Source organism: Escherichia sp. WS1152, assembly GCF_046487665.1.
Lineage (GTDB): Bacteria > Pseudomonadota > Gammaproteobacteria > Enterobacterales > Enterobacteriaceae > Escherichia > Escherichia coli.
This window is the reverse complement of sequence record NZ_JBJQJA010000002.1, coordinates 452,698-474,443: the sequence shown is the minus strand read 5'-3', so window position 1 is coordinate 474,443 and position 21,746 is coordinate 452,698. Positions and strand designations below refer to the sequence as shown.

The following is a 21,746-nucleotide window of genomic DNA, read 5'->3' as shown; positions in this document are numbered from 1 at the left end:
ATCTTAATCGTTTATGGATAACGGCAAAGGGCTTCGTTTTTTCCTATACTTATTCAGCACTCACAAATAAAGGAACGCCAATGAAAATTATACTCTGGGCTGTATTGATTATTTTCCTGATTGGGCTACTGGTGGTGACTGGCGTATTTAAGATGATATTTTAAAAATCAGATATGGCATATAAGTTGTCAGGTCAGGAACTAGATATTTTGTGTACTTGATTTGCAAACAGCTCCGGTGTTGGTGGCGTCAAAATCGCTGAAGCGTTCCCCGAAGGCCGGGGCAGCCCACATGGATGTGGGCTGAGGGCGCGTCTTACAAGGACGTTACCTCGCGCCCGACCCGGTAGCCGAAGGGGATAAGCTGAAGGTACCGCGCAGCGGCGATTTTGTTCGCCAGAGCCCGGGGGTGCAGGGGGAGGAGGCGATTGTCCTCCCCCTGCGCGCTCCTTGCGCCAGTGGCAATATGTGGCTTAGCTCATGAAAGGAGCGCAACAAGATGATGAAGCTGAATAAGCGATTCATTGTCTCTGATAAACTGCGATTCCACTATTATCGCAGCTTATCGATATCAATTGCCTGAATAGCCCTTGCAATATCATGGGAATTATTCAACACCCGAACATGCTGAAATAATTCCGTTGCTTCATCGTATTCTTTACGCAAATAACTCAACCACTGTTTAATCCGCGCTACGTGATATAACCCGGTATCGCCCTGCTTTTCCAGACGGGTATATTTTTGCAGCAAAGCAACCACCTCCGGCCACGGCATTCGCGGTTCGTTATATTTTACCACCCGGCTCAGGTTGGGAATATTGAGCGCCCCGCGACCAATCATCACTGCGTCGCAGCCGCTGATCGCCATGCATTGTTGCGCGCTCTGCCAGTCCCAGATTTCACCGTTGGCAATCACCGGAATATTCAGCCGCTGGCGAATCTCACCAATCGCCTGCCAGTCAATATGCTCCGCGCGGTAACCCTGCTCTTTTGTCCGTCCATGCACCACCAGCTCCGTAGCACCAGCCTGTTGAACCGCATCGGCGATTTCAAATTTCTTCTCACCGCTGTCCCAGCCCAGACGCACTTTCACGCTGACGGGCAAATGCGCCGGTACAGCTTCACGCATCGCTTTTGCCCCCTGGTAGATGAGTTCAGGATCTTTGAGTAACGTCGCCCCGCCGCCGCTACCGTTAACCGTTTTCGACGGGCAGCCGCAATTGAGATCCACGCCCCAGGAACCTAACTCCACCGCACGGGCGGCGTTCTCTGCCAGCCATTGTGGGAACTGACCTAACAACTGAACGCGCACCAGCGTACCGGATGGTGTCCGGCTGGCGTTTTGTAACTCAGGGCAAATGCGATGAAAGACTTTTACCGGCAGCAGTTGATCCACCACGCGGACAAACTCGGTGATGCACAGATCGTAGTCGTTAACTTCGGTCAGCAATTCACGCACCAGAGAGTCAAGCACACCCTCCATCGGTGCCAGTAACACACGCATATCATCACCCGCAAAAAAATGAGGCGCTATGTTAGCGCCTATGGTCAGCGGATTAAAGGTCTGCAAAGAGGGATTGCTGCAAACTGCAATCCCTCTCTATGCTTGATGTATGCCTGAGTTCGCTGCTCATTGCGTAATACCGGGGAGCGAAAAAATAAGCGCTGATTTCTTAATGTGATCGGTAGCACGTTTTACGAATTAATTGTATGATGAATCCATCTCATCTGGGGTGTTGATTATGAGTAAGACACTGAACATTATCTGGCAATATTTACGCGCTTTCGTCCTGATTTATGCCTGCCTGTATGCAGGCATTTTCATTGCTTCCCTGCTACCGGTAACCATTCCGGGCAGCATCATCGGGATGCTGATCCTGTTTGTCCTGCTGGCCTTGCAAATTCTTCCGGCGAAATGGGTCAATCCGGGGTGCTACGTACTGATTCGCTATATGGCGCTATTGTTTGTGCCGATTGGCGTAGGCGTCATGCAATATTTTGATTTGCTCCGCGCACAGTTTGGCCCGGTAGTGGTTTCCTGTGCAATCAGTACGCTGGTGGTTTTTCTGGTGGTGAGCTGGAGTTCGCAACTGGTACACGGTGAACGTAAAGTCGTAGGTCAGAAAGGATCAGAAGAATGATGGCGAATATCTGGTGGTCATTACCGCTGACGTTGATTGTCTTTTTTGCCGCCCGCAAACTAGCGGCACGGTATAAGTTTCCCCTGCTTAACCCGTTGCTGGTAGCAATGGTGGTGATCATTCCTTTTTTAATGCTGACCGGCATCTCTTACGACAGTTACTTTAAAGGTAGCGAAGTGCTAAACGATCTGCTGCAACCGGCGGTCGTCGCGCTGGCCTATCCTTTATATGAGCAGCTACACCAGATCCGCGCGCGCTGGAAATCGATCATCACCATCTGTTTTATCGGCAGCGTGGTTGCGATGGTGACGGGGACTTCCGTGGCATTGTTGATGGGCGCTTCACCGGAAATCGCCGCGTCAATCCTGCCGAAATCAGTCACCACGCCTATTGCAATGGCGGTTGGCGGCAGTATTGGCGGTATTCCGGCAATCAGCGCAGTTTGCGTGATTTTCGTCGGCATCCTCGGCGCGGTATTTGGCCATACATTGCTTAATGCGATGCGTATTCGTACCAAAGCTGCGCGCGGTCTGGCAATGGGGACTGCCTCGCACGCCCTCGGTACAGCGCGCTGCGCCGAGCTGGATTATCAGGAAGGTGCATTTAGTTCGCTAGCGCTGGTGTTATGCGGGATAATTACTTCGCTGATCGCACCGTTCCTTTTCCCGATTATTCTGGCAGTAATGGGCTAAAATTTGCGATGCGTCGCGCATTTTTGATGTAAGTTTCACGCGTTGCATAATTAATGAGATTCAGATCACATATAAAGCCATAACGGGTTCGTAAACTGTTATCCCATTACATGATTATGAGGCAACGCCATGCATCCACGTTTTCAAACCGCTTTTGCCCAACTTGCGGATAACTTGCAATCTGCACTGGAACCTATTCTGGCAGACAAGTACTTCCCCGCTTTGTTGACCGGGGAGCAAGTCTCATCGCTGAAGAGCGCAACGGGGCTGGACGAAGACGCGCTGGCATTCGCACTACTTCCGCTGGCGGCGGCCTGTGCGCGTACGCCATTGTCGAATTTTAATGTTGGCGCAATTGCGCGCGGTGTGAGCGGAACCTGGTATTTTGGTGCCAATATGGAATTTATTGGTGCGACAATGCAGCAAACCGTTCATGCCGAACAAAGCGCGATCAGCCACGCCTGGTTGAGTGGTGAAAAAGCGCTTGCAGCCATCACCGTTAACTACACGCCTTGTGGTCACTGCCGTCAGTTTATGAATGAACTGAACAGCGGTCTGGATCTGCGTATTCATCTGCCGGGCCGCGAGGCACACGCGCTGCGTGACTATCTGCCGGATGCCTTTGGGCCGAAAGATCTGGAGATTAAAACGCTGCTGATGGACGAGCAGGATCACGGCTATGCGCTGACTGGTGATGCGCTTTCTCAGGCGGCGATTGCGGCGGCAAACCGTTCGCACATGCCTTACAGTAAGTCGCCAAGCGGTGTCGCGCTGGAATGTAAAGACGGTCGTATTTTCAGCGGCAGCTACGCTGAAAACGCCGCATTCAACCCGACTCTGCCACCGTTGCAGGGAGCGTTAATTCTGTTGAATCTCAAGGGTTATGATTACCCGGATATCCAGCGCGCGGTTCTGGCAGAAAAAGCCGATGCGCCGTTGATTCAGTGGGATGCCACCTCCGCAACGCTAAAAGCGCTCGGCTGTCACAGTATCGACCGCGTGCTTCTCGCTTAAGCCTGGTGCCGGATGCGGCGTGAACGCCTTGTCCGGCTTGCCAGCCCTCTCCTGGTGTCGAAAATCCCGGCAAACAGTTTGCCGTTTCTTGCGCAAAACCAGCGGGTAAAGTAGCCTGATGGAAATTTTCCTTAGATCGAGTCTCCTGCATGTTAAAGCGCGTGTTCCTCAGCCTGTTAGTCCTGATCGGCTTGCTGCTGTTGACTGTGCTCGGCCTCGATCGCTGGATGAGCTGGAAAACCGCGCCTTATATCTACGACGAATTGCAGGATCTCCCCTACCGCCAGGTCGGTGTGGTGCTCGGAACAGCAAAATATTATCGTACTGGCGTAATTAATCAGTATTATCGCTACCGCATTCAAGGAGCGATTAATGCCTATAACAGCGGTAAGGTAAATTATCTATTACTGAGCGGCGATAACGCATTGCAAAGTTATAATGAGCCGATGACCATGCGCAAAGATTTAATCGCTGCTGGTGTCGACCCATCAGATATTGTTCTCGATTACGCAGGCTTTCGTACGCTGGATTCCATAGTGCGTACACGCAAAGTTTTCGATACTAATGATTTCATTATTATCACCCAACGTTTCCACTGTGAGCGGGCATTATTTATTGCGCTGCATATGGGGATTCAGGCTCAGTGTTATGCCGTACCGTCACCGAAAGATATGCTGTCAGTACGTATTCGTGAATTTGCCGCCCGTTTCGGTGCGCTGGCTGACCTTTATATTTTTAAACGTGAACCGCGTTTTTTAGGGCCGCTGGTCCCTATTCCGGCTATGCACCAGGTGCCGGAAGATGCGCAGGGGTATCCCGCCGTCACACCCGAACAGTTACTTGAATTACAAAAGAAACAAGGAAAGTAGTTATGGATGTACAGCAGTTTTTTGTCGTTGCCGTTTTTTTCCTTATCCCGATATTTTGTTTCCGCGAAGCATGGAAAGGCTGGCGCGCAGGCGCGATTGATAAACGGGTTAAAAATGCACCGGAACCGGTGTATGTCTGGCGAGCAAAAAATCCCGGACTCTTTTTCGCTTATATGGTGGCATATATCGGCTTCGGAATTTTATCTATCGGCATGATTGTTTATCTTATTTTCTATCGTTAATATTTTCTCTTTTCTGTTAATTATTGAGAATAATTATTACTTCACTCAATAAGCTGCGGATATAACATTCTGAACCGCAGCTATTTGTGAATCCTTTCACAGTTTAAATTTCCCCACGCGCATAGCCTTAATATCAGCACGCAATATTTATTTAGCGTTCGCCTTAATTACTCATAGCATTAAGGAAGATCACATGCCGCAACAAAATTATCTGGATGAACTCACTCCGGCTTTTACGCCTTTACTGGCGATTAAAGAAGCCTCTCGCTGTTTATTATGTCACGACGCTCCCTGTAGTCAGGCTTGCCCGGCACAGACCGATCCGGGGAAATTTATTCGCTCAATCTACTTTCGTAATTTTAAAGGCGCTGCCGAGACAATTCGCGAAAATAATGCCCTCGGTGCCGTTTGTGCCAGAGTGTGCCCGACGGAGAAATTATGCCAAAGCGGTTGTACCCGTGCCGGTGTTGATGCTCCCATTGATATCGGCCGCTTACAGCGTTTTGTTACTGATTTTGAACAACAAACCGGGATGGAAATTTATCAGCCTGGTACTAAAACGCTCGGCAAAGTCGCGATTATTGGCGCAGGTCCTGCCGGATTGCAGGCCAGTGTGACACTGACAAACCAGGGTTATGACGTCACGATTTATGAGAAAGAAGCGCACCCCGGTGGCTGGTTGCGTAACGGTATTCCGCAATTCCGGTTACCGCAATCAGTGCTGGATGCAGAGATCGCCCGTATTGAAAAAATGGGCGTGACCATTAAGTGCAATAACGAAATCGGTAAAACACTCACCCTGGAGCAACTGAAAGCGGAAAACCGCGCGGTACTGGTCACCGTGGGGTTATCAAGCGGTTCCGGGCTACCGCTGTTTGAGCATAGCGACGTTGAGATTGCCGTCGACTTCCTGCTACGTGCACGACAGGCGCAAGGCGATATCAGCATTCCACAAAGCGCATTAATTATCGGCGGCGGTGATGTCGCGATGGACGTAGCCAGCACGCTGAAAGTTCTCGGCTGTCAGGCGGTAACCTGCATAGCGCGTGAAGAGTTAGATGAGTTTCCGGCAAGCGAAAAAGAGTTTGCCAGCGCCCGGGAGCTGGGCGTTTCGATCATCGATGGATTCACGCCAGTAGCCGTGGAAGGCAATAAAGTCACGTTTAAGCATGTACGGTTATCGGGCGAACTGACGATGGCGGCAGATAAAATTATTCTCGCCGTCGGTCAGCATGCCAGACTGGATGCCTTTGCGAAGTTAGAGCCGCAGCGTAACACCATCAAAACACAAAATTATCAGACCCGCGATCCGCAAGTCTTTGCTGCTGGCGATATTGTTGAGGGTGACAAAACCGTGGTCTATGCCGTGAAAACCGGGAAAGAAGCCGCCGAGGCGATTCATCACTATTTAGAGGGAGCTTGCTCATGTTAACGAAAGATCTTTCGATTACTTTTTGCGGCGTGAAGTTTCCCAACCCGTTCTGCCTCTCTTCTTCGCCGGTAGGCAACTGCTATGAGATGTGTGCCAAAGCCTACGACACAGGTTGGGGCGGTGTGGTGTTTAAAACGATCGGCTTTTTTATCGCCAACGAAGTCTCGCCGCGTTTTGATCATCTGGTGAAAGAAGATACCGGTTTTATCGGCTTCAAAAATATGGAGCAGATTGCTGAACATCCGTTGGAAGAGAATCTGGCCGCCCTGCGTCGGCTGAAGGAAGATTACCCGGACAAAGTATTGATCGCTTCGATCATGGGGGAAAATGAGCAGCAATGGGAGGAGCTGGCGCGCCTGGTGCAAGAAGCTGGCGCGGATATGATCGAGTGTAACTTCTCCTGTCCGCAAATGACTTCTCATGCGATGGGTAGCGATGTCGGGCAAAGCCCGGAGCTAGTAGAAAAATATTGTCGGGCAGTGAAACGGGGTTCCACGCTGCCAATGCTGGCGAAGATGACGCCGAATATCGGTGATATGTGCGAAGTGGCGCTGGCGGCGAAGCGCGGCGGCGCAGATGGCATTGCGGCGATTAACACCGTTAAATCCATCACCAATATCGATCTTAATCAGAAAATCGGTATGCCGATCGTTAACGGAAAATCGAGTATTTCCGGATATTCCGGTAAAGCGGTAAAACCGATCGCCCTGCGCTTCATTCAGCAAATGCGCACCCATCCAGAACTGCGCGATTTCCCAATCAGCGGTATCGGCGGCATTGAAACCTGGGAGGATGCGGCGGAGTTTTTATTGCTCGGCGCAGCAACGTTACAGGTCACCACCGGCATTATGCAGTACGGGTATCGGATAGTGGAAGATATGGCGAGCGGGTTGTCGCATTATCTCGCCGATCAGGGATTTGATTCGTTGCAGGAGATGGTAGGTCTGGCGAATAACAATATTGTCCCGGCGGAAGATTTAGACCGCAGTTATATTGTCTATCCCCGTATCAATCTTGATAAATGTGTTGGCTGTGGACGCTGTTATATTTCCTGTTACGACGGCGGTCACCAGGCGATGGAATGGAGCGAGAAAACCCGCACACCGCATTGTAATACCGAGAAATGTGTGGGTTGTCTGCTTTGTGGTCACGTCTGCCCGGTGGGTTGTATTGAGCTCGGGGAAGTGAAGTTTAAGAAAGGCGAGAAAGAACACCCGGTAACGTTGTAAAACCAGAGACGCATCCGGCATTTGGCACCGATTGCCGGATGCGGCGCATCCGGCAATACCCACAATCACATCACTTCTTACGCGCGTATTTCAGTGAATCCAGCGCCACGGCGAAGATAATAATCGCCCCTTTGATGATGTACTGCCAGTATGGGTTTACGCCGATATACGTCAGGCCATAGTTGATGACGGTAAAAATAATTACCCCGGTAACCACACCAATCACCGTCCCCACACCGCCGCTGAACGATACACCGCCTACCACGCACGCCGCGATAGCATCCAGCTCATACATAAAGCCGAGGTTGTTGGTGGCAGAGCCGATACGTCCGGCTTCTAACATCCCGCCAAAGGCATAGAACACGCCAGACAACGCGTAGATCATCAGCAGGTTCAGGCCGACATTGACACCAGATACTTTTGCCGCTTCCGGGTTACCGCCAATGGCAAAAATGTTCTTACCGAAGCGGGTTTTGTTCCACAACACCCAGACGAACGCCACCGCAATCAACGCGTAGAAAGTGATGTAAGAGAGACGGAAACTCCCCAACGCGACAAAGCCCTGAGCAAAGGTAGAGAAGCCACTGTCAAAACCAGAAATTGGCGACGCCCCGACAAAGTCGTAATAGAGCGAGTTGATGCCATAGACGATGATCATCGTGCCGAGCGTGGTAATGAACGGCGTCACGTTGAGATAAGCGATAATCAGACCGTTGATCAAACCGATCACCGCACCAATGGCACAGACAATCAGAATAACCAGCGCAATCGGCATCGTCGCCATTTCCGGGAACACTTTGTTGGCGTTATCCATGGACTGCAATAATGTCGCTGCCACCACTGCCGCCAGCCCTACTTGACGCCCCGCAGAAAGGTCGGTCCCCTGGGTGACAATTAACCCTGCCACACCGAGCGCGATAATAATACGCACCGATGACTGGGTGAGAATATTACTTAAGTTCAACAGACTTAAAAATGTTGGGTCCTGGAAAATAATAATCGCCAGCAAAACTAAAAGAACGACGTAAATACCGCCCTCTTTCAGGTAAGTAAGAAAACTTTTCTTATTTAACGCACTCATGGGAAGCCCCTAATCTTAAAGGTGCAAAGACGCAAGACGCAGAATTTCGTTTTGCGTTGTTGTTTTTGTGTCGACAATTCCGGAAACGAGACCATTGCTCATGACCAGAATACGGTCTGTTATCCCTAACAACTCAGGCATTTCAGAGGAGATAATAATAATCCCTTTGCCTTTCTTCGCCAGTTCGGCAATTAACTGATAGATCTCAAACTTCGCCCCGACATCAATACCGCGCGTCGGTTCATCGAGCATTAATATTTCCGGTTGCGTTAGTAGCCAGCGCCCAATAATCACCTTTTGCTGATTACCACCTGAGAGCGAACCAATTTGCGTCCGATGCCCCGGTGTTTTTACCCGCATCGAATCAATCACCCACTGGGTATCGCTTTTCATCCGCGAGTTATCCAGTAAACCAACTTTATTTTTGTAGTTGCGAATATTGGAAATTAACGAGTTAAAACCGATATCCAGATAGGCATAAATTCCCGTTGAGCGGCGCTCCTCAGTTACCAGAGCAAATCCGTGGTTTATGGCTTCATTGGCATTATGGTTATTGATCTTTTTGCCGTGCAACGTAATGGTGCCAGCCGATTTCTCGCGAATACCAAATAACGTCTCAACAATATCGGTACGTTTCGCCCCCACCAGACCGGCAATACCGAGGATCTCCCCTTTATGCAGATCAAACGAGACATCGCGAATCGACGGCTGGCGCAGTGACGTCAGGTTACGCACCTCGAGGATGACTTCGCCCGGCTTGTTTTCTTTGTCAGGAAAACGCTGGTTAAGAGAACGCCCAACCATCATGGCGATAATCTTGTCCATCGTCAGCCCTGCCAGCGGTTCGGTGGCGATCCACTGACCGTCGCGCAATACGGTAACTTCATCACATAACTGGAAGATTTCTTCCATTTTATGCGAGATATAAACAATACCGCAGCCGCGCTCTTTTAATTTACGAATAATAGTGAACAGATGATTGACCTCTTTTTCGGTTAACGAAGAAGTCGGTTCATCCATAATTACAATTTTCGCGTTATAGGAAAACGCTTTGGCGATTTCGATCATCTGCATTTGCGAAACAGATAATGTGCCGACGCGCGCACGCGGATCGATATCAATATCCAGTTCATCAAAAATCGCTTTGGTTTCGCGGTACATTTTGTCCTGATCGACAAACATGCCTTTGGTGGGATATCGCCCCAGCCACATGTTATCCATCACCGAACGTTGTAATACCAGGTTTAACTCCTGGTGTACCATCGAAATACCATTTTCCAGTGCTTCTTTGGCAGAATGGAAATCGATCTCTTTACCCTGGAATAAAATGGTGCCGGAGTCTTTTTGATAAATACCAAACAGGCATTTTAATAATGTTGATTTTCCTGCGCCGTTTTCCCCCATTAATGCATGGATAGAATGTGGCCGGACTTTTAAATTAACGTTATCAAGTGCCTTAACACCAGGAAAGGACTTGTTGATACCGCTCATTTCCAACAAGTATTCCCCGGAAGACGGAGTCGTTGAGCTGACCATATAATTTTACCTTGTTGGCCATACAATAAGGGCGCAGTAAACGACTGCGCCCAATCAGTCTTATTTCTTGCTGAATTCAGCCAGGTTGTCTTTATCTACGCCAACATAAGGTACGCGGACCACTTTGTTGTCGATTTTCCAGTTGGTGCCATCAGCCGCACCTTTGCCATCGGCCAGGTTTTTCGCCAGATCAAAGGTCGCTTTCGCCTGGTTGTTAGCATCGTTCAGTACGGTGCCCGCCAGTGCACCGGATTTCACCAGCGCCAGCGCTTCTGGCAGCGCATCGACGCCAAACACCGGAATGCTGGACTTGTTGTGTGCTTTCAGTGCTTCTACCGCGCCCATTGCCATCGCATCGTTGTTGGCGATAACCACTTCGATTTTGTTGGCGTTCGGGCCAGACAGCCAGGCGTCCATCTTATCTTTCGCCTGAGCGGTGTCCCACATTGCGGTATCTAACTGTAACTGTTCAGTTTTGATGCCTTTATCGTTCAATTCTTTAATCACGTAAGTGGTACGTGCTTCTGCATCCGGATGGCCCGGTTCACCTTTCAGCAGTACGAACTGAATCTGACCGTCTTTGTTCAGATCCCAACCCTGATTCGCCGCCCAGTGTTTAGCAATCAAATCGCCCTGAATAATGCCGGACTCTTTGGAGTCAGTGCCAACGTAGTAGGCTTTGTCGTAGCTATCCAGCGCCTTACGAGACGGTTCTTTGTTAAAGAAAACCACCGGCACGTTTTGCCCACGCGCTTTCTCAATCACCGTACCCGCAGCTGCCGGGTCAACCAGGTTGATTGCCAGTGCCTTCACCCCTTTCGCCAGCAATACGTCGATCTGATCGTTCTGCTTGGACTGGTCATTCTGAGAATCATTCATCAGCAGCTGAACATCTGGCGCGGCTTTCGCATCCTGCTCAATAGCCTTGCGCACCACAGACATAAAGTTATCGTCGTACTTATAGATTGTTACACCAATGCGAGTATCAGCAGCGTGTGCAGCGGCACCGAATAACATGCTGGCCATCACAGCAGACAGGGTTAACACCTTCTTATTCATGGTATCTCCGGTTTTTCTTATGCAGGGTAGTGCTTGAGATAAATGCTCGGCGGGGCAGTAGAGTTAATGAAGTGTTACTGAACGCCGAAGCTCACTTTTTAAAATTCGTTCTTCCATGCCCGGTAACGCTCCAGAAAACGGCTTTAATTGTTGTTATGACGCTATTACCTCGGTGAAAGTGATTATTCACTGTTACATACGGGTTACAACGTTAAAACGGTGCAATCATAGCTATCACATTGTTAAGATACTGTGAAATCACTCACAGATTGAAAGCGGTTACATCGCCTGATTTGTTGAGTTAGTGATCGCCGCCGCATTCTGGCGCGTTGCGACAGAATGACGACGCACTAACGTCGGCATAAAACAGTGGCTGGCACGAGGATCAATATTGCCTGCTGCCCCCTGCAAGGCCAGTTCGGTGGCTAATTTAGCCATTGAAGCAATGGGATAACGCACGGTCGTTAATTGCGGGTCGGTGTAACGGGCGATGGGAATATCATCGAAACCGATGATTGAGAGATGTAACGGAATCGCAATACCATTATCTTTTAATGCTGTCAGTGCGCCAGCAGCCATATTGTCGTTATAAGCAAATACAGCGGTAAGTTGTAGATTGCGCCCCAGCAGTTCAACCATCGCCGCCTCACCGCCCGGCATGTCCGGCGTACCAGTGCCAATCCAGCTTTCCGGCGGAATAATATCCTGCTCTTTCAACGCACTCATCCAGCCTGCTTTACGCATGGCGTCATCTTCAATGCCGTGGCTGGAAGAAAGATAACCAATACGTTGATGACCGTTATTCAGCAACATGCGCGTCGCCATTCGGGCACCGCTGAGATTATCCAGGCAAACGCAACGATGGGCGTACCCCGGCACAACGCGGTTGATTAACACCATACCGGGAATGTTATCCATAAATTGCGCCAGTTCATCGTCACTCAATGCTTTTGAGTGAACAATCAATGCATTACAACGCTGGCGAATTAACACCTCAATGGCGTGACGTTCTTTTTCCGCTTCATGATAGCTATTGCCGATTAGCACGTATTTCTGATGCTGCTGGGCGACCAGATCCACCGCTTTTACCAGCGCGCCGAAAAACGCATCAGAAACGTCCATCACCACCACGCCAATGGTGTCGCTAACCTGAGTTGCCAGCGCCTGGGCATTGGCGTTTGGCCGATAATCCAGCTCACTCACGGCTTTCATTACTGCTTCACGCGTGTCGGCACTGACCAGCGTGCTGTTATTGAGCACCCGGGAAACCGTTGCCACAGAGACGCCAGCCTGACGCGCTACATCACGAATGGTGATCATATTCACTACCTGTTATGAGATTGCAGTAAATGACTGCTTGCTGGCGGCTATTTTGTCAGCACTGAATACAGGACTTCGTGAATCGAGTCACAGCAATGGAAACGGTTACAGCCGTTTTGTTAACGAATGTGATCCAGATCGTTATCTTGATGTTTTAGATATTGCCGGTCCGGCAGCACGCAAAGTTAACTGACGCCAGAGCCATTCCACCGGCCCCTGGCGGAAGTAACGCAGCCAGATAACAGAGAAGAGGATATTCGCCAGCCATACCGGAATAACAAACGCCAGCAATCCCAGACGGTCAAACTGCATAAACAAACCGAGGTGGTAAAAAAGCGTGGTACAAATCAGCGTTTGCAATAGATAGTTGGTCAGCGCCATCCGTCCGACGCAGGCGATCGCAAGCACCAGCTTAAAGCGGCTCAATTGCGGCCAGAAGCCATAAAACAGCGACGCATAGCCAATCGCCTGAAACGGCGCACTCAGTTCCCGCGGCATTTGAAGTAAGAAGGCACACCAGCGATACGCCCAGTCCAGCTGCCATTGCAGGGCGATGGCAGGAAGGTTAATGGTCACCCCAATCGCCACCAGCACAAAACCAGTACGACGATAGTGACGTAAGCTGAATTGCCCTTTCAGCCAGCCGCTGCGCATCAGCGCCGCACCAATGAGCATCATCCCTGCCAGTTGCCAGCCATACTGTGCGCCCAGTGCCAGTAAACTGTTGCCAACACCATCGGCACGATTACTGATCGCTTCAACGCCGCCGTGAAGCTTCCAGTATTTTTCATACAAAATAGCCGATGCATCCGGCGTCCAGGCGCGGCTGGTCTGGCTGTCGGAAATCAACCCCAATAACAGCAAAACGCCAAGCCCCACCAGATAAAGCATGACGCCTGTATTAAACAGGCTTTTTACCGATGGCGCATCGCGCACCAGCCGCCAGCAGATTAAGCCCACCAGCCCGTAAGCCAGCAGAATATCGCCGTCCCAGAACAATAAACCGTGAATAAAGCCCAACAAGACTAACAGCGTTAACCGCGACTGGATCCAGCGTCTGCCACGGGGCAGCAACATTTGCAGGCCAGCACCAAACAGCAGCGCAAAAAGCGTGAGGAATTTCACCTGGCCGATGAGATCGAGAAATGCCCAGGTCCATGCATCCTGCGGCGTAATAGCACCGTACCAGGCGGGATTGAGATAAGCCGCCTTTGGTAGCCCAAAGGCGCTGATGTTTAATAGCAGGATCCCCAGAATGGCGACGCCGCGAACAAAATCGAGCGTGACGTTGCGCTCCATGGTTCCTGCCTTTTAATCAGTTGTGATGACGCACAGCGCGCAGAAACTCGTGGCGCGTATTCTGACTGGATTTGAACAATCCACCAAGAGAGGTCGTTGTCGTGGCACTGGTTGCATCGCGGATGCCACGCGCTTTCACGCAGTAATGCACCGCGTCGATGGAGACAGCCACGTTATTGGTCCCCAGCAGCGTTTGCAGCGCAATGAGGATTTGCTGAGTCAGACGTTCCTGCACCTGCGGGCGCTGGGCAAAGAACTGCACGATGCGGTTAATTTTCGACAGGCCGATCACCGAATCTTTCGGGATATAGGCTACCGTCGCTTTGCCATCGATAGTGACAAAATGGTGTTCACAGGTACTGGTCAGAGTGATATCGCGCACGGTGACCATTTCATCGACCTTCATTTTGTTTTCAATGAGGGTGATTTTCGGGAAATTGGCGTAATCCAGACCGGAGAAAATTTCATCGACATACATTTTAGCGATGCGATGCGGCGTTTCCATCAAACTGTCATCAGCCAGGTCGAGATTCAGCAGCTGCATGATTTCGGTCATATGACCAGCAATAAGGCTTTTGCGCGTTTCGTTATCCATTTCATGCACGGGCGGGCGCAGCGGTGTTTCCAGTCCTCGCGCAACTAACGCTTCATGAACCAGGGCCGCTTCTTTACTGAGTGATGGCATTTATGATTTCTCCTGCAGGTGTGACGCCTCCGCCCTGCGTGGGGGCAAAGTTATTAAGCTGATTTACAGCCTGATTATTGTGCGTGAGGCGGCGCACATAATCCAGTATTCACAGCGATAATTATTGTAATTGCCGCTGCCTTTCATCAGCAGATGTTAAAACATCGTTATGCAAATACGGAAGTGAAAGTTACTCACAGCACATTGAATAAACGGTATGATGAAGAAATTGCAAACAACACAACAAGGAGCCACGCATGGAAATGCTCGAAGAGCACCGCTGTTTTGAAGGCTGGCAGCAACGCTGGCGACACGACTCCAGTACCTTAAACTGCCCGATGACGTTCAGTATCTTTCTCCCACCCCCTCGTGATCACACCCCGCCACCAGTGCTGTACTGGCTTTCCGGATTAACCTGCAATGACGAGAACTTCACCACCAAGGCGGGTGCCCAGCGGGTAGCGACGGAACTGGGGATTGTACTGGTGATGCCAGATACCAGCCCGCGCGGCGAACAGGTTGCCAACGACGATGGCTACGATTTAGGCCAGGGCGCGGGGTTTTATCTTAACGCCACGCAACTGCCGTGGGCGACGCATTACCGGATGTATGATTATCTGCGCGATGAATTACCGGCGTTGATTCAGTCGCAATTTAATGTCAGCGACCGCTGCGCCATTAGCGGTCATTCAATGGGTGGTCACGGTGCGCTGATTATGGCGCTGAAAAACCCGGGCAAATACACCAGCGTTTCCGCCTTTGCGCCAATTGTGAATCCGTGCAGCGTCCCGTGGGGAATCAAAGCGTTTAGCAGCTATTTAGGTGAGGACAAAAATGCATGGCTGGAATGGGACAGTTGCGCGCTGATGTATGCCAGTAACGCGCAGGATGCGATCCCGACGCTTATCGATCAGGGTGATAACGATCAGTTTCTTGCTGACCAACTGCAACCCGCAGTTCTGGCAGAAGCCGCGCGCCAGAAAGCGTGGCCTATGACGCTGCGTATTCAGCCGGGATATGATCACAGTTACTACTTCATCGCCTCTTTTATAGAGGATCACCTGCGCTTCCATGCGCAGTATTTACTGAAGTGAAAGTCCGCCCGGTTCGCCGGGCATCTTCTCATCAGAAGCGATAATCCACTGCCATAAAGTAACGACGTCCGTCTTCGTTATAGCTGTAGTCGTCACGACTGAGATCCTTGTCGCCAAGGTTCAGCACGCCTGCGCGCAGTTTGACGTCTTTAGTCACCTGCCAGGCCGCGCCGGTATTCCAGATGGTATAACCGCCCGGTGTTTTAGCCGTCGCGCTGTCGGCGCGTTTCTGCCCGGTATAGTGACCAGAAACATAGAATGACCAGTCTTCCAGCGCCAGCGGTTTCCAGTCCAGCGTACCGTTAGCAGTATGGAACGGCAGATCGGATAGCGGTTTGTTTTCGCCGTTGCTGACATCACGACCATCGTTGTAGGTGTAGTTGATCGACAGTTTCCATTCATCGTTGAACGGAATTTTCAGTTCGGTTTCCACGCCCTGAATACGAGCTTTGTTAACGTTGTAGTAGCTAAATACCGGTATGCGCCGTCCGTTAGCGCCCGTCTCAAAACCGACAAAGTTTTGGTAGCCTGGTGCAGCATTGACGTCAGACGTACGGCTGATGCTGATACGATCTTTCACATCGTTACGGAAAACGGTAACGCTGGATTCAACCCCTTCCAGCCAGCCTTCTTCGCCCATGTAGTAAAGCCCCAGCTCCCAACTTTCGCTGGTTTCTGGTTTCAGATCCGGGCTACCCACAATCTTACATGCGCCACGGCAGGAATTGCTCGTCCAGTCAGGGCTAAGTTGCAACAGAGAAGGTGCTTTAAATGCCGTCGCCCAGCCCCCTTTCACCGTTACGGTGTCGGTGGCGTTATAAACCAGGTAGGCACGCGGACTCCAGTGTTCACCGTAGGTTTCATGATCGTCCATACGTACGCCGGTCGTCAGCGCCAGCGGCTCGAAGATCCGCCATTCATCTTCCACAAACAGCGCGTACTGGCTGGCAGACGTTTTGGAGCTGGTTCCCCCGGTCAGGTTCACCGCATCACTAAGTTTGTCGTGACGCCATTCACCGCCAACCGTGAGAAACTGATTAATCGCCGTCAGCGGCAAGGTGTATTTGCCGTCGACCGTATTGCTTTCGGAAGTTATCGGGCTGCTGTTGCCAGGGTTTTTGTTCTCGACTTTCTCACCGTAGTATTTCAGTTCGCTGGTGCCGTAATCCCAACGCCCATTATGGCTGACGGAGTAGTTCTGGCGTTCCAGGCGGTTTTTGTCCAGCGAGTCGGAATCACGATCCTGACGGTCGAAACCGTATCCGGCAGTAAAATCGTGATTTTGATTCGGTGTCCAGGCAAATTCGACATTGCCGTCGCGGCTGGAGAATCCTTCAATACGCGGCGTATCTCCGGTATCGGTGGTCGTTGAGTTTTGCGGGTCATCCTTTTCACGTTTTGCCAGGCTGCCGTAAGCTTTCATTCCCAGCACACCATCAATTAATGGTCCACTGGTAAAGAACTGACCGTTATAGGTATCACCGCGATCGCGATGTTCCTGAATGGTGGTATCGACGGTAACGGTACCCGACCATTTCTGACCGATTTTTTTGGTGATGATATTCACTACACCGCCGAGCGCATCGGAGCCGTACAGCGACGACATCGGGCCACGAACCACTTCAATACGTTCGATGGAATCGACCGGGATCCAGTTCAGATCGAAATCATTGTGGCGGAAGACGGCATTGCGGGAGTTAACGCGTTTACCGTCGACGAGAATCAGGGTGTAGCTGCTGTCCAGACCACGAATACTAACGCCCTTACGGTTATCCCCTTCGTTCGTCAGTTGTACGCCAGGCACTTCTTTGAGGACATCCTTCAGATTCTGTACCGGTTTTCGCTGCAGGTCTTCCTGGGTAATGACGCTGATACTGGCGGGTGCATCTTTAAGGTTTTGTTCAACGGAAGATGCAGTGACAACCATCGTTTCGCCATCGTCATCGACCGCTAACACAGGCCATGCACAAGAAATAGCGGACAAACACAGCCCGACCCGTACGAAAGGGTTCAACCTAAACATTCCATATCTCCATGAGGTAACTACGAAAATAAAATGGGTTATCGCTCACATCTTCTTCACGTCCCCTTGCGTACGGCAGCATCGCGGTGGACTTATTTGTATGCAGGTGATCATCCCAGAAAGCCGGAACAGCCTCTGATTTGTCAGCCTTTTTTGATTGCGGCGTAACGATAATGCAAACGATAACAATTATCAATCCAAATGTTAAATTTTATATCCGCATGATTTGTCAGGGAAATGGAATTGAAAAAGCCCTCTCGGTTGAGAGGGCTTAGCAAGGAAGGGAGAAACTTATTTCTTATCGTTCTGCGGGAACTTCATTTCGCTGTAGCGTACGAAGTGGGTTCCTTTAATCAGCTTGTAGCCGAACCAAATAATCAGGAACAGCGGGATACCAATATACGTTGCCGCTACGCCGCCCCAGTCAATGGTATCTTTCAGGAATGCTTCGTAGTTCTGGCCCAAAGTGATAATCAGACACAGAATGAATGCGAAGATCGGACCCAGTGGGAAGAAACCTGAACGGTACGGCAGATCGTTAATGTCGTGTCCCTGCAATACGTAACCGCGACGGAAGCGATAGTGGCTAATGGCAATCCCCAGCCAGGCGATAAAACCGGTCATCCCGGAGGTGTTCAGCAGCCACAGGTATACCGTCTGGTTGCCAAACATGGAGGTCAGGAAGCACAGACCGGCAATCACCGTCGTCGCATACAGCGCATTACGCGGCACGCCACCACGCGACAGTTTAGCGAAAATGCGCGGCGCTTTACCGTCACACGCCAGGGTGTACAGCATACGAGTAGACGCATACATACCGGAGTTACCCGCTGACAGCACCGCCGTCAGAATAACTGCGTTCATCACCGCCGCCGCAGAGAGCAGACCCGCGTGCTGGAACACCAGGGTGAACGGACTAACGCTGATGTCTTTAACATCGTTACGCAGCAGGCTCGGATCGGTGTACGGAATAATCAGGCTGATAATCAGGATCGCGAACACATAGAACAACAGGATTCGCCAGAACACCTGACGTACCGCGCGTGGAATGTTTTTCGCCGGATCTTCGGACTCGCCTGCAGCAATACCGATCAGCTCGGTTCCCTGGAAAGAGAAGCCGACAATCATAGCTACGCCGATCATCGCCGCAAAACCACCAGCAAACGGCGCTTCGCCGATTGTCCAGTTGCTCCAGCCCGCAGGCTGCGCGCCTTTGAAGATACCGATAATCATCAGCACGCCAACGATGATAAAGACAATAACTGTCGTGACTTTGATCAGTGAGAACCAGTATTCCGCTTCACCAAAGCCGCGAACAGAGATGTAGTTCAGCAGGAAGATAACGCCGAGGAACAACGCACTCCAGATCCAGCCCGGTGTATCCGGGAACCACCAGCTCATGACCAGCTGAGCTGCAACCAGGTCAACGGCAATAGTCACCGCCCAGTTGTACCAGTAGTTCCAGCCCAGCGCGAAGCCAAAGCCTTCTTCGACATAGTTCTGACCGTAAGTGGCAAACGAACCGGAAACCGGCATATATGCAGCCAGTTCACCGAGACTGGTCATCAGGAAGTAAACCATCAGGCCAATCAACATATACGAGAGCAATGCCCCGCCCGGACCTGCCTGAGAAATCGTTGCGCCAGAGGCAACAAAAAGACCTGTACCGATGGAACCACCAATGGCAATCATCGTCAGGTGACGCGCCTTTAATTCACGGCGTAAGCCCGGCGCTTCTGTGGTTTTAGTTTCCGAAACCATACAAAAATGCTATCCATCTAAAAAATGAGGCGCGATTGTAGCAGACGATTGGCAATCCTTCCGGCAGAAATACACGGTTATAAGACACCTTCATGATCGCCCAGGGATTATAAGTAAAGCAGCCAATCTCTTTTCTGGCGAATGCATGCTGAAGGCGCTGCGTCACGAAATCGACACAGCACCAGCATGTTCTTGTACAGCAACTTAACGCGGGACATTCGCGGGATCGCAATAGTCCAGAAAGCGCCGTAGCGCGTTGGAAAGGTGTTTTTGCCGATGATGTATACGCCACAACGTACGCATCAGGCGCGGCAGAGGGACCGCAACTTCACTTAATGTGCCTGCCTGCAATTGGTCTTCAATCACCCGTCGCGACAGGCAACTAATTCCCAACCCATGACGCACCGCATGTTTGATTGCCTCGGAGTTACCTAATTCCATCGCCATCTCAAACTTCGGTAAATGTGACAGCAACAGATAATCGACAATCTCCCGCGTGCCGGAGCCGCGTTCACGCAGGATCCACGGCGCAGCGGCCAGCTGTTCTAAGGTGACCGGACCACGAGCCAATGGCGAAGTCGGCGCGGCGAAAACCACCAGCTCGTCTTCCAGCCACGGTTCAGAAATGATTTCAGTGCTGTGGCACGGTCCTTCAATAAAGCCAATATCAACGCGGAAATCCAGCACCGCTTGCATCACGTCCTGGCTGTTCCCAACGCTAAGTTCAATCGGCAACTGCGGATAATCATGGCGATAACGGGCGATAACTGCAGGCAGAATGTAGTTACCGATGGTACTACTGGCATAGATACGAATCGCGCCGTTGTCTTCGCGAAACAGTTGTTCGATTTCAACCGCCTGTTCAAGCAATGCCAACGCACGCGGATAGAGCAGCCGCCCGTGTTCATTAACAACCAGTCTTTTCCCCACGCGATCAAACAGTTGCACGCCAAGCTGCCCTTCCAGGTCGGTCAAGGCTGCGCTCACTGCTGATTGCGACAACGCCAGCATCACCGACGCCTGGGTGGTTGATCCACTTTTCAATACTTCTGCAAAAACTTCCAACTGCCGGAGGGTGATGTGCATAGTCGCTTACCACTTATAAAGATTAATTATAAATATATAATCAATTTTATTTTTAAACCAGTTAGTCGTAACCTTATGCCCGGTTAAAGGAGAGGGTTATGACGAATATCACCTTACAGAAACAACATCGTACACTGTGGCATTTTATTCCGGGGTTAGCCCTGAGTGCAGTTATCACCGGGGTCGCCCTGTGGGGTGGTTCCATTCCCGCGGTTGCGGGTGCCGGGTTTAGTGCCCTCACCCTCGCAATCTTGTTGGGGATGGTTTTAGGCAACACCATCTATCCGCACATCTGGAAAAGCTGTGACGGTGGTGTGCTGTTTGCCAAGCAATATTTATTACGTCTGGGTATCATTCTTTATGGCTTCCGTCTGACGTTCTCGCAAATTGCCGATGTCGGTATCAGTGGGATCATCATTGACGTGTTGACGCTGTCCAGTACCTTCCTGCTGGCTTGCTTCCTGGGGCAGAAAGTGTTTGGTCTGGATAAGCACACCAGCTGGTTGATCGGTGCCGGTAGCAGTATCTGTGGTGCTGCAGCGGTACTGGCGACTGAGCCGGTAGTGAAAGCGGAAGCCAGTAAAGTAACCGTGGCTGTTGCAACCGTTGTTATCTTCGGGACCGTCGCGATTTTCCTCTACCCGGCGATATATCCGCTGATGTCTCAATGGTTTAGTCCGGAAACTTTCGGTATCTACATTGGTTCTACTGTGCACGAAGTGGCGCAGGTGGTGGCGGCAGGTCATGCCATCAGCCCGGATGCGGAAAACGCAGCAGTTATTTCCAAAATGCTGCGCGTGATGATGCTGGCTCCGTTCCTCATCCTGCTGGCGGCGCGTGTTAAACAGCTGTCTGGGGCGAACAGCGGCGAGAAAAGCAAAATCACTATTCCGTGGTTTGCCATCTTGTTCATCGTAGTTGCCATCTTTAACTCGTTCCACCTGTTACCGCAGAGCGTGGTGAACATGCTGGTAACGCTGGATACCTTCCTGCTGGCAATGGCGATGGCGGCGCTGGGTCTGACCACTCACGTCAGCGCGCTGAAAAAAGCCGGGGCGAAACCTCTGCTGATGGCACTGGTACTGTTTGCCTGGCTGATTGTTGGTGGTGGTGCGATTAACTATGTGATTCAAAGCGTCATCGCATAAACCACTACATCTTGCTCCTGTTAACCCGCTATCATTA

20 protein-coding genes are annotated in these 21,746 nt (G+C 50.9%); 10 read left to right on the top strand and 10 right to left on the bottom strand.

Features of this window, described 5'->3' with window-relative positions; all coding sequences use genetic code 11:
• Positions 1 to 80: 80 nt before the first annotated feature.
• On the top strand, positions 81 to 164 hold the full coding sequence (gene yohP / locus ACJHW7_RS06100; protein ID WP_000691708.1) for a small membrane protein YohP: 84 nt from the start codon (positions 81 to 83) through the stop codon (positions 162 to 164).
• 387 nt (positions 165 to 551) lie between these two features.
• On the opposite strand, the gene dusC is transcribed toward yohP, so the two are convergent.
• Positions 552 to 1,502: a tRNA dihydrouridine(16) synthase DusC gene (gene dusC / locus ACJHW7_RS06095; RefSeq protein ID WP_001311941.1), complete on the bottom strand. Its 951-nt coding sequence runs from the start codon at positions 1,500 to 1,502 to the stop codon at positions 552 to 554.
• Positions 1,503 to 1,740: 238 nt separating this feature from the next.
• Here dusC and ACJHW7_RS06090 point away from each other — a divergent pair, with 238 nt between their 5' ends.
• The 7 genes from ACJHW7_RS06090 to preA all read left to right on the top strand — a co-directional run bounded on the left by ACJHW7_RS06090 (position 1,741) and on the right by preA (position 7,617).
• Complete coding sequence (locus ACJHW7_RS06090) at positions 1,741 to 2,139, top strand: CidA/LrgA family protein (RefSeq protein ID WP_001299855.1); 399 nt, start codon at positions 1,741 to 1,743, stop codon at positions 2,137 to 2,139.
• A complete protein-coding gene (locus ACJHW7_RS06085; protein WP_000968208.1) occupies positions 2,136 to 2,831 on the top strand; it encodes a CidB/LrgB family autolysis modulator in 696 nt (231 codons plus the stop codon). The genes ACJHW7_RS06090 and ACJHW7_RS06085 overlap by 4 nt, the downstream gene beginning before the upstream one ends.
• Before the next feature lie 129 nt (positions 2,832 to 2,960).
• The gene (gene cdd, locus ACJHW7_RS06080) at positions 2,961 to 3,845 is read left to right on the top strand and encodes a cytidine deaminase (RefSeq protein ID WP_000553555.1); all 885 of its coding nucleotides are present in this window, start codon (positions 2,961 to 2,963) and stop codon (positions 3,843 to 3,845) included.
• 149 nt (positions 3,846 to 3,994) lie between these two features.
• Positions 3,995 to 4,714: an outer membrane permeability protein SanA gene (sanA, locus tag ACJHW7_RS06075; protein ID WP_000920064.1), complete on the top strand. Its 720-nt coding sequence runs from the start codon at positions 3,995 to 3,997 to the stop codon at positions 4,712 to 4,714.
• A gap of 2 nt (positions 4,715 to 4,716) precedes the next feature.
• Positions 4,717 to 4,956: a DUF2542 family protein gene (locus ACJHW7_RS06070; RefSeq protein WP_000383096.1), complete on the top strand. Its 240-nt coding sequence runs from the start codon at positions 4,717 to 4,719 to the stop codon at positions 4,954 to 4,956.
• 193 nt (positions 4,957 to 5,149) lie between these two features.
• Positions 5,150 to 6,388, top strand: coding sequence for an NAD-dependent dihydropyrimidine dehydrogenase subunit PreT (gene preT / locus ACJHW7_RS06065; RefSeq protein ID WP_001136319.1), 1,239 nt, complete (start codon positions 5,150 to 5,152; stop codon positions 6,386 to 6,388).
• Positions 6,382 to 7,617 carry an NAD-dependent dihydropyrimidine dehydrogenase subunit PreA gene (preA, locus tag ACJHW7_RS06060; RefSeq protein WP_000956071.1) on the top strand — a complete coding sequence of 412 codons (1,236 nt, stop codon included), beginning with the start codon at positions 6,382 to 6,384 and terminating at the stop codon, positions 7,615 to 7,617. Before preT ends, preA begins: the two co-directional genes overlap by 7 nt.
• Before the next feature lie 70 nt (positions 7,618 to 7,687).
• On the opposite strand, the gene mglC is transcribed toward preA, so the two are convergent.
• The 6 genes from mglC to folE form a co-directional block, all read right to left on the bottom strand.
• Positions 7,688 to 8,698: a galactose/methyl galactoside ABC transporter permease MglC gene (gene mglC, locus ACJHW7_RS06055; protein ID WP_001275118.1), complete on the bottom strand. Its 1,011-nt coding sequence runs from the start codon at positions 8,696 to 8,698 to the stop codon at positions 7,688 to 7,690.
• Between the two features lie 15 nt (positions 8,699 to 8,713).
• Positions 8,714 to 10,234, bottom strand: coding sequence for a galactose/methyl galactoside ABC transporter ATP-binding protein MglA (gene mglA / locus ACJHW7_RS06050; protein ID WP_000255032.1), 1,521 nt, complete (start codon positions 10,232 to 10,234; stop codon positions 8,714 to 8,716).
• A gap of 60 nt (positions 10,235 to 10,294) precedes the next feature.
• Entirely contained in the window at positions 10,295 to 11,293 is a 999-nt protein-coding gene (gene mglB, locus ACJHW7_RS06045; protein ID WP_001036964.1) for a galactose/glucose ABC transporter substrate-binding protein MglB, read from the bottom strand.
• Between the two features lie 279 nt (positions 11,294 to 11,572).
• Entirely contained in the window at positions 11,573 to 12,613 is a 1,041-nt protein-coding gene (gene galS, locus ACJHW7_RS06040; RefSeq protein WP_000628659.1) for an HTH-type transcriptional regulator GalS, read from the bottom strand.
• A gap of 141 nt (positions 12,614 to 12,754) precedes the next feature.
• Positions 12,755 to 13,912 carry a DUF418 domain-containing protein YeiB gene (gene yeiB, locus ACJHW7_RS06035; RefSeq protein ID WP_040234816.1) on the bottom strand — a complete coding sequence of 386 codons (1,158 nt, stop codon included), beginning with the start codon at positions 13,910 to 13,912 and terminating at the stop codon, positions 12,755 to 12,757.
• 16 nt (positions 13,913 to 13,928) lie between these two features.
• Complete coding sequence (gene folE / locus ACJHW7_RS06030) at positions 13,929 to 14,597, bottom strand: GTP cyclohydrolase I FolE (RefSeq protein WP_001139613.1); 669 nt, start codon at positions 14,595 to 14,597, stop codon at positions 13,929 to 13,931.
• 257 nt (positions 14,598 to 14,854) lie between these two features.
• Between folE and yeiG the strand changes: the two genes are divergently transcribed.
• Positions 14,855 to 15,691: an S-formylglutathione hydrolase gene (gene yeiG, locus ACJHW7_RS06025; RefSeq protein ID WP_040234818.1), complete on the top strand. Its 837-nt coding sequence runs from the start codon at positions 14,855 to 14,857 to the stop codon at positions 15,689 to 15,691.
• Positions 15,692 to 15,722: 31 nt separating this feature from the next.
• On the opposite strand, the gene cirA is transcribed toward yeiG, so the two are convergent.
• The 3 genes from cirA to yieE form a co-directional block, all read right to left on the bottom strand.
• Positions 15,723 to 17,714, bottom strand: a complete 1,992-nt coding sequence (cirA, locus tag ACJHW7_RS06020; protein ID WP_040234819.1) for a catecholate siderophore receptor CirA — start codon at positions 17,712 to 17,714, stop codon at positions 15,723 to 15,725.
• 291 nt (positions 17,715 to 18,005) lie between these two features.
• Entirely contained in the window at positions 18,006 to 19,475 is a 1,470-nt protein-coding gene (lysP, locus tag ACJHW7_RS06015; RefSeq protein WP_000253273.1) for a lysine-specific permease, read from the bottom strand.
• Positions 19,476 to 19,679: 204 nt separating this feature from the next.
• Complete coding sequence (yieE, locus tag ACJHW7_RS06010) at positions 19,680 to 20,561, bottom strand: DNA-binding transcriptional regulator YeiE (RefSeq protein WP_000548294.1); 882 nt, start codon at positions 20,559 to 20,561, stop codon at positions 19,680 to 19,682.
• A 98-nt stretch (positions 20,562 to 20,659) separates the two neighbouring features.
• On the opposite strand from yieE, the gene ACJHW7_RS06005 reads away from it, so the two are divergent.
• On the top strand, positions 20,660 to 21,709 hold the full coding sequence (locus tag ACJHW7_RS06005; protein WP_000182053.1) for a YeiH family protein: 1,050 nt from the start codon (positions 20,660 to 20,662) through the stop codon (positions 21,707 to 21,709).
• The last annotated feature ends 37 nt before the right edge of the window (positions 21,710 to 21,746 follow it).

Bases quoted from the DNA above. Each gene is read 5' to 3' on its own strand.
- folE (WP_001139613.1), bottom strand. From the start codon at position 14,597: ATGCCATCACTCAGTAAAGAAGCGGCCCTGGTTCATGAAGCGTTAGTT.
- sanA (WP_000920064.1), top strand. From the start codon at position 3,995: ATGTTAAAGCGCGTGTTCCTCAGCCTGTTAGTCCTGATCGGCTTGCTG.
- ACJHW7_RS06085 (WP_000968208.1), top strand. From the start codon at position 2,136: ATGATGGCGAATATCTGGTGGTCATTACCGCTGACGTTGATTGTCTTT.
- ACJHW7_RS06070 (WP_000383096.1), top strand. From the start codon at position 4,717: ATGGATGTACAGCAGTTTTTTGTCGTTGCCGTTTTTTTCCTTATCCCG.
- yeiG (WP_040234818.1), top strand. From the start codon at position 14,855: ATGGAAATGCTCGAAGAGCACCGCTGTTTTGAAGGCTGGCAGCAACGC.
- mglA (WP_000255032.1), bottom strand. From the start codon at position 10,234: ATGGTCAGCTCAACGACTCCGTCTTCCGGGGAATACTTGTTGGAAATG.
- preA (WP_000956071.1), top strand. From the start codon at position 6,382: ATGTTAACGAAAGATCTTTCGATTACTTTTTGCGGCGTGAAGTTTCCC.
- dusC (WP_001311941.1), bottom strand. From the start codon at position 1,502: ATGCGTGTGTTACTGGCACCGATGGAGGGTGTGCTTGACTCTCTGGTG.
- yohP (WP_000691708.1), top strand. From the start codon at position 81: ATGAAAATTATACTCTGGGCTGTATTGATTATTTTCCTGATTGGGCTA.
- lysP (WP_000253273.1), bottom strand. From the start codon at position 19,475: ATGGTTTCGGAAACTAAAACCACAGAAGCGCCGGGCTTACGCCGTGAA.
- mglC (WP_001275118.1), bottom strand. From the start codon at position 8,698: ATGAGTGCGTTAAATAAGAAAAGTTTTCTTACTTACCTGAAAGAGGGC.
- galS (WP_000628659.1), bottom strand. From the start codon at position 12,613: ATGATCACCATTCGTGATGTAGCGCGTCAGGCTGGCGTCTCTGTGGCA.
- cirA (WP_040234819.1), bottom strand. From the start codon at position 17,714: ATGTTTAGGTTGAACCCTTTCGTACGGGTCGGGCTGTGTTTGTCCGCT.
- yieE (WP_000548294.1), bottom strand. From the start codon at position 20,561: ATGCACATCACCCTCCGGCAGTTGGAAGTTTTTGCAGAAGTATTGAAA.
- mglB (WP_001036964.1), bottom strand. From the start codon at position 11,293: ATGAATAAGAAGGTGTTAACCCTGTCTGCTGTGATGGCCAGCATGTTA.
- ACJHW7_RS06090 (WP_001299855.1), top strand. From the start codon at position 1,741: ATGAGTAAGACACTGAACATTATCTGGCAATATTTACGCGCTTTCGTC.
- preT (WP_001136319.1), top strand. From the start codon at position 5,150: ATGCCGCAACAAAATTATCTGGATGAACTCACTCCGGCTTTTACGCCT.
- cdd (WP_000553555.1), top strand. From the start codon at position 2,961: ATGCATCCACGTTTTCAAACCGCTTTTGCCCAACTTGCGGATAACTTG.
- ACJHW7_RS06005 (WP_000182053.1), top strand. From the start codon at position 20,660: ATGACGAATATCACCTTACAGAAACAACATCGTACACTGTGGCATTTT.
- yeiB (WP_040234816.1), bottom strand. From the start codon at position 13,912: ATGGAGCGCAACGTCACGCTCGATTTTGTTCGCGGCGTCGCCATTCTG.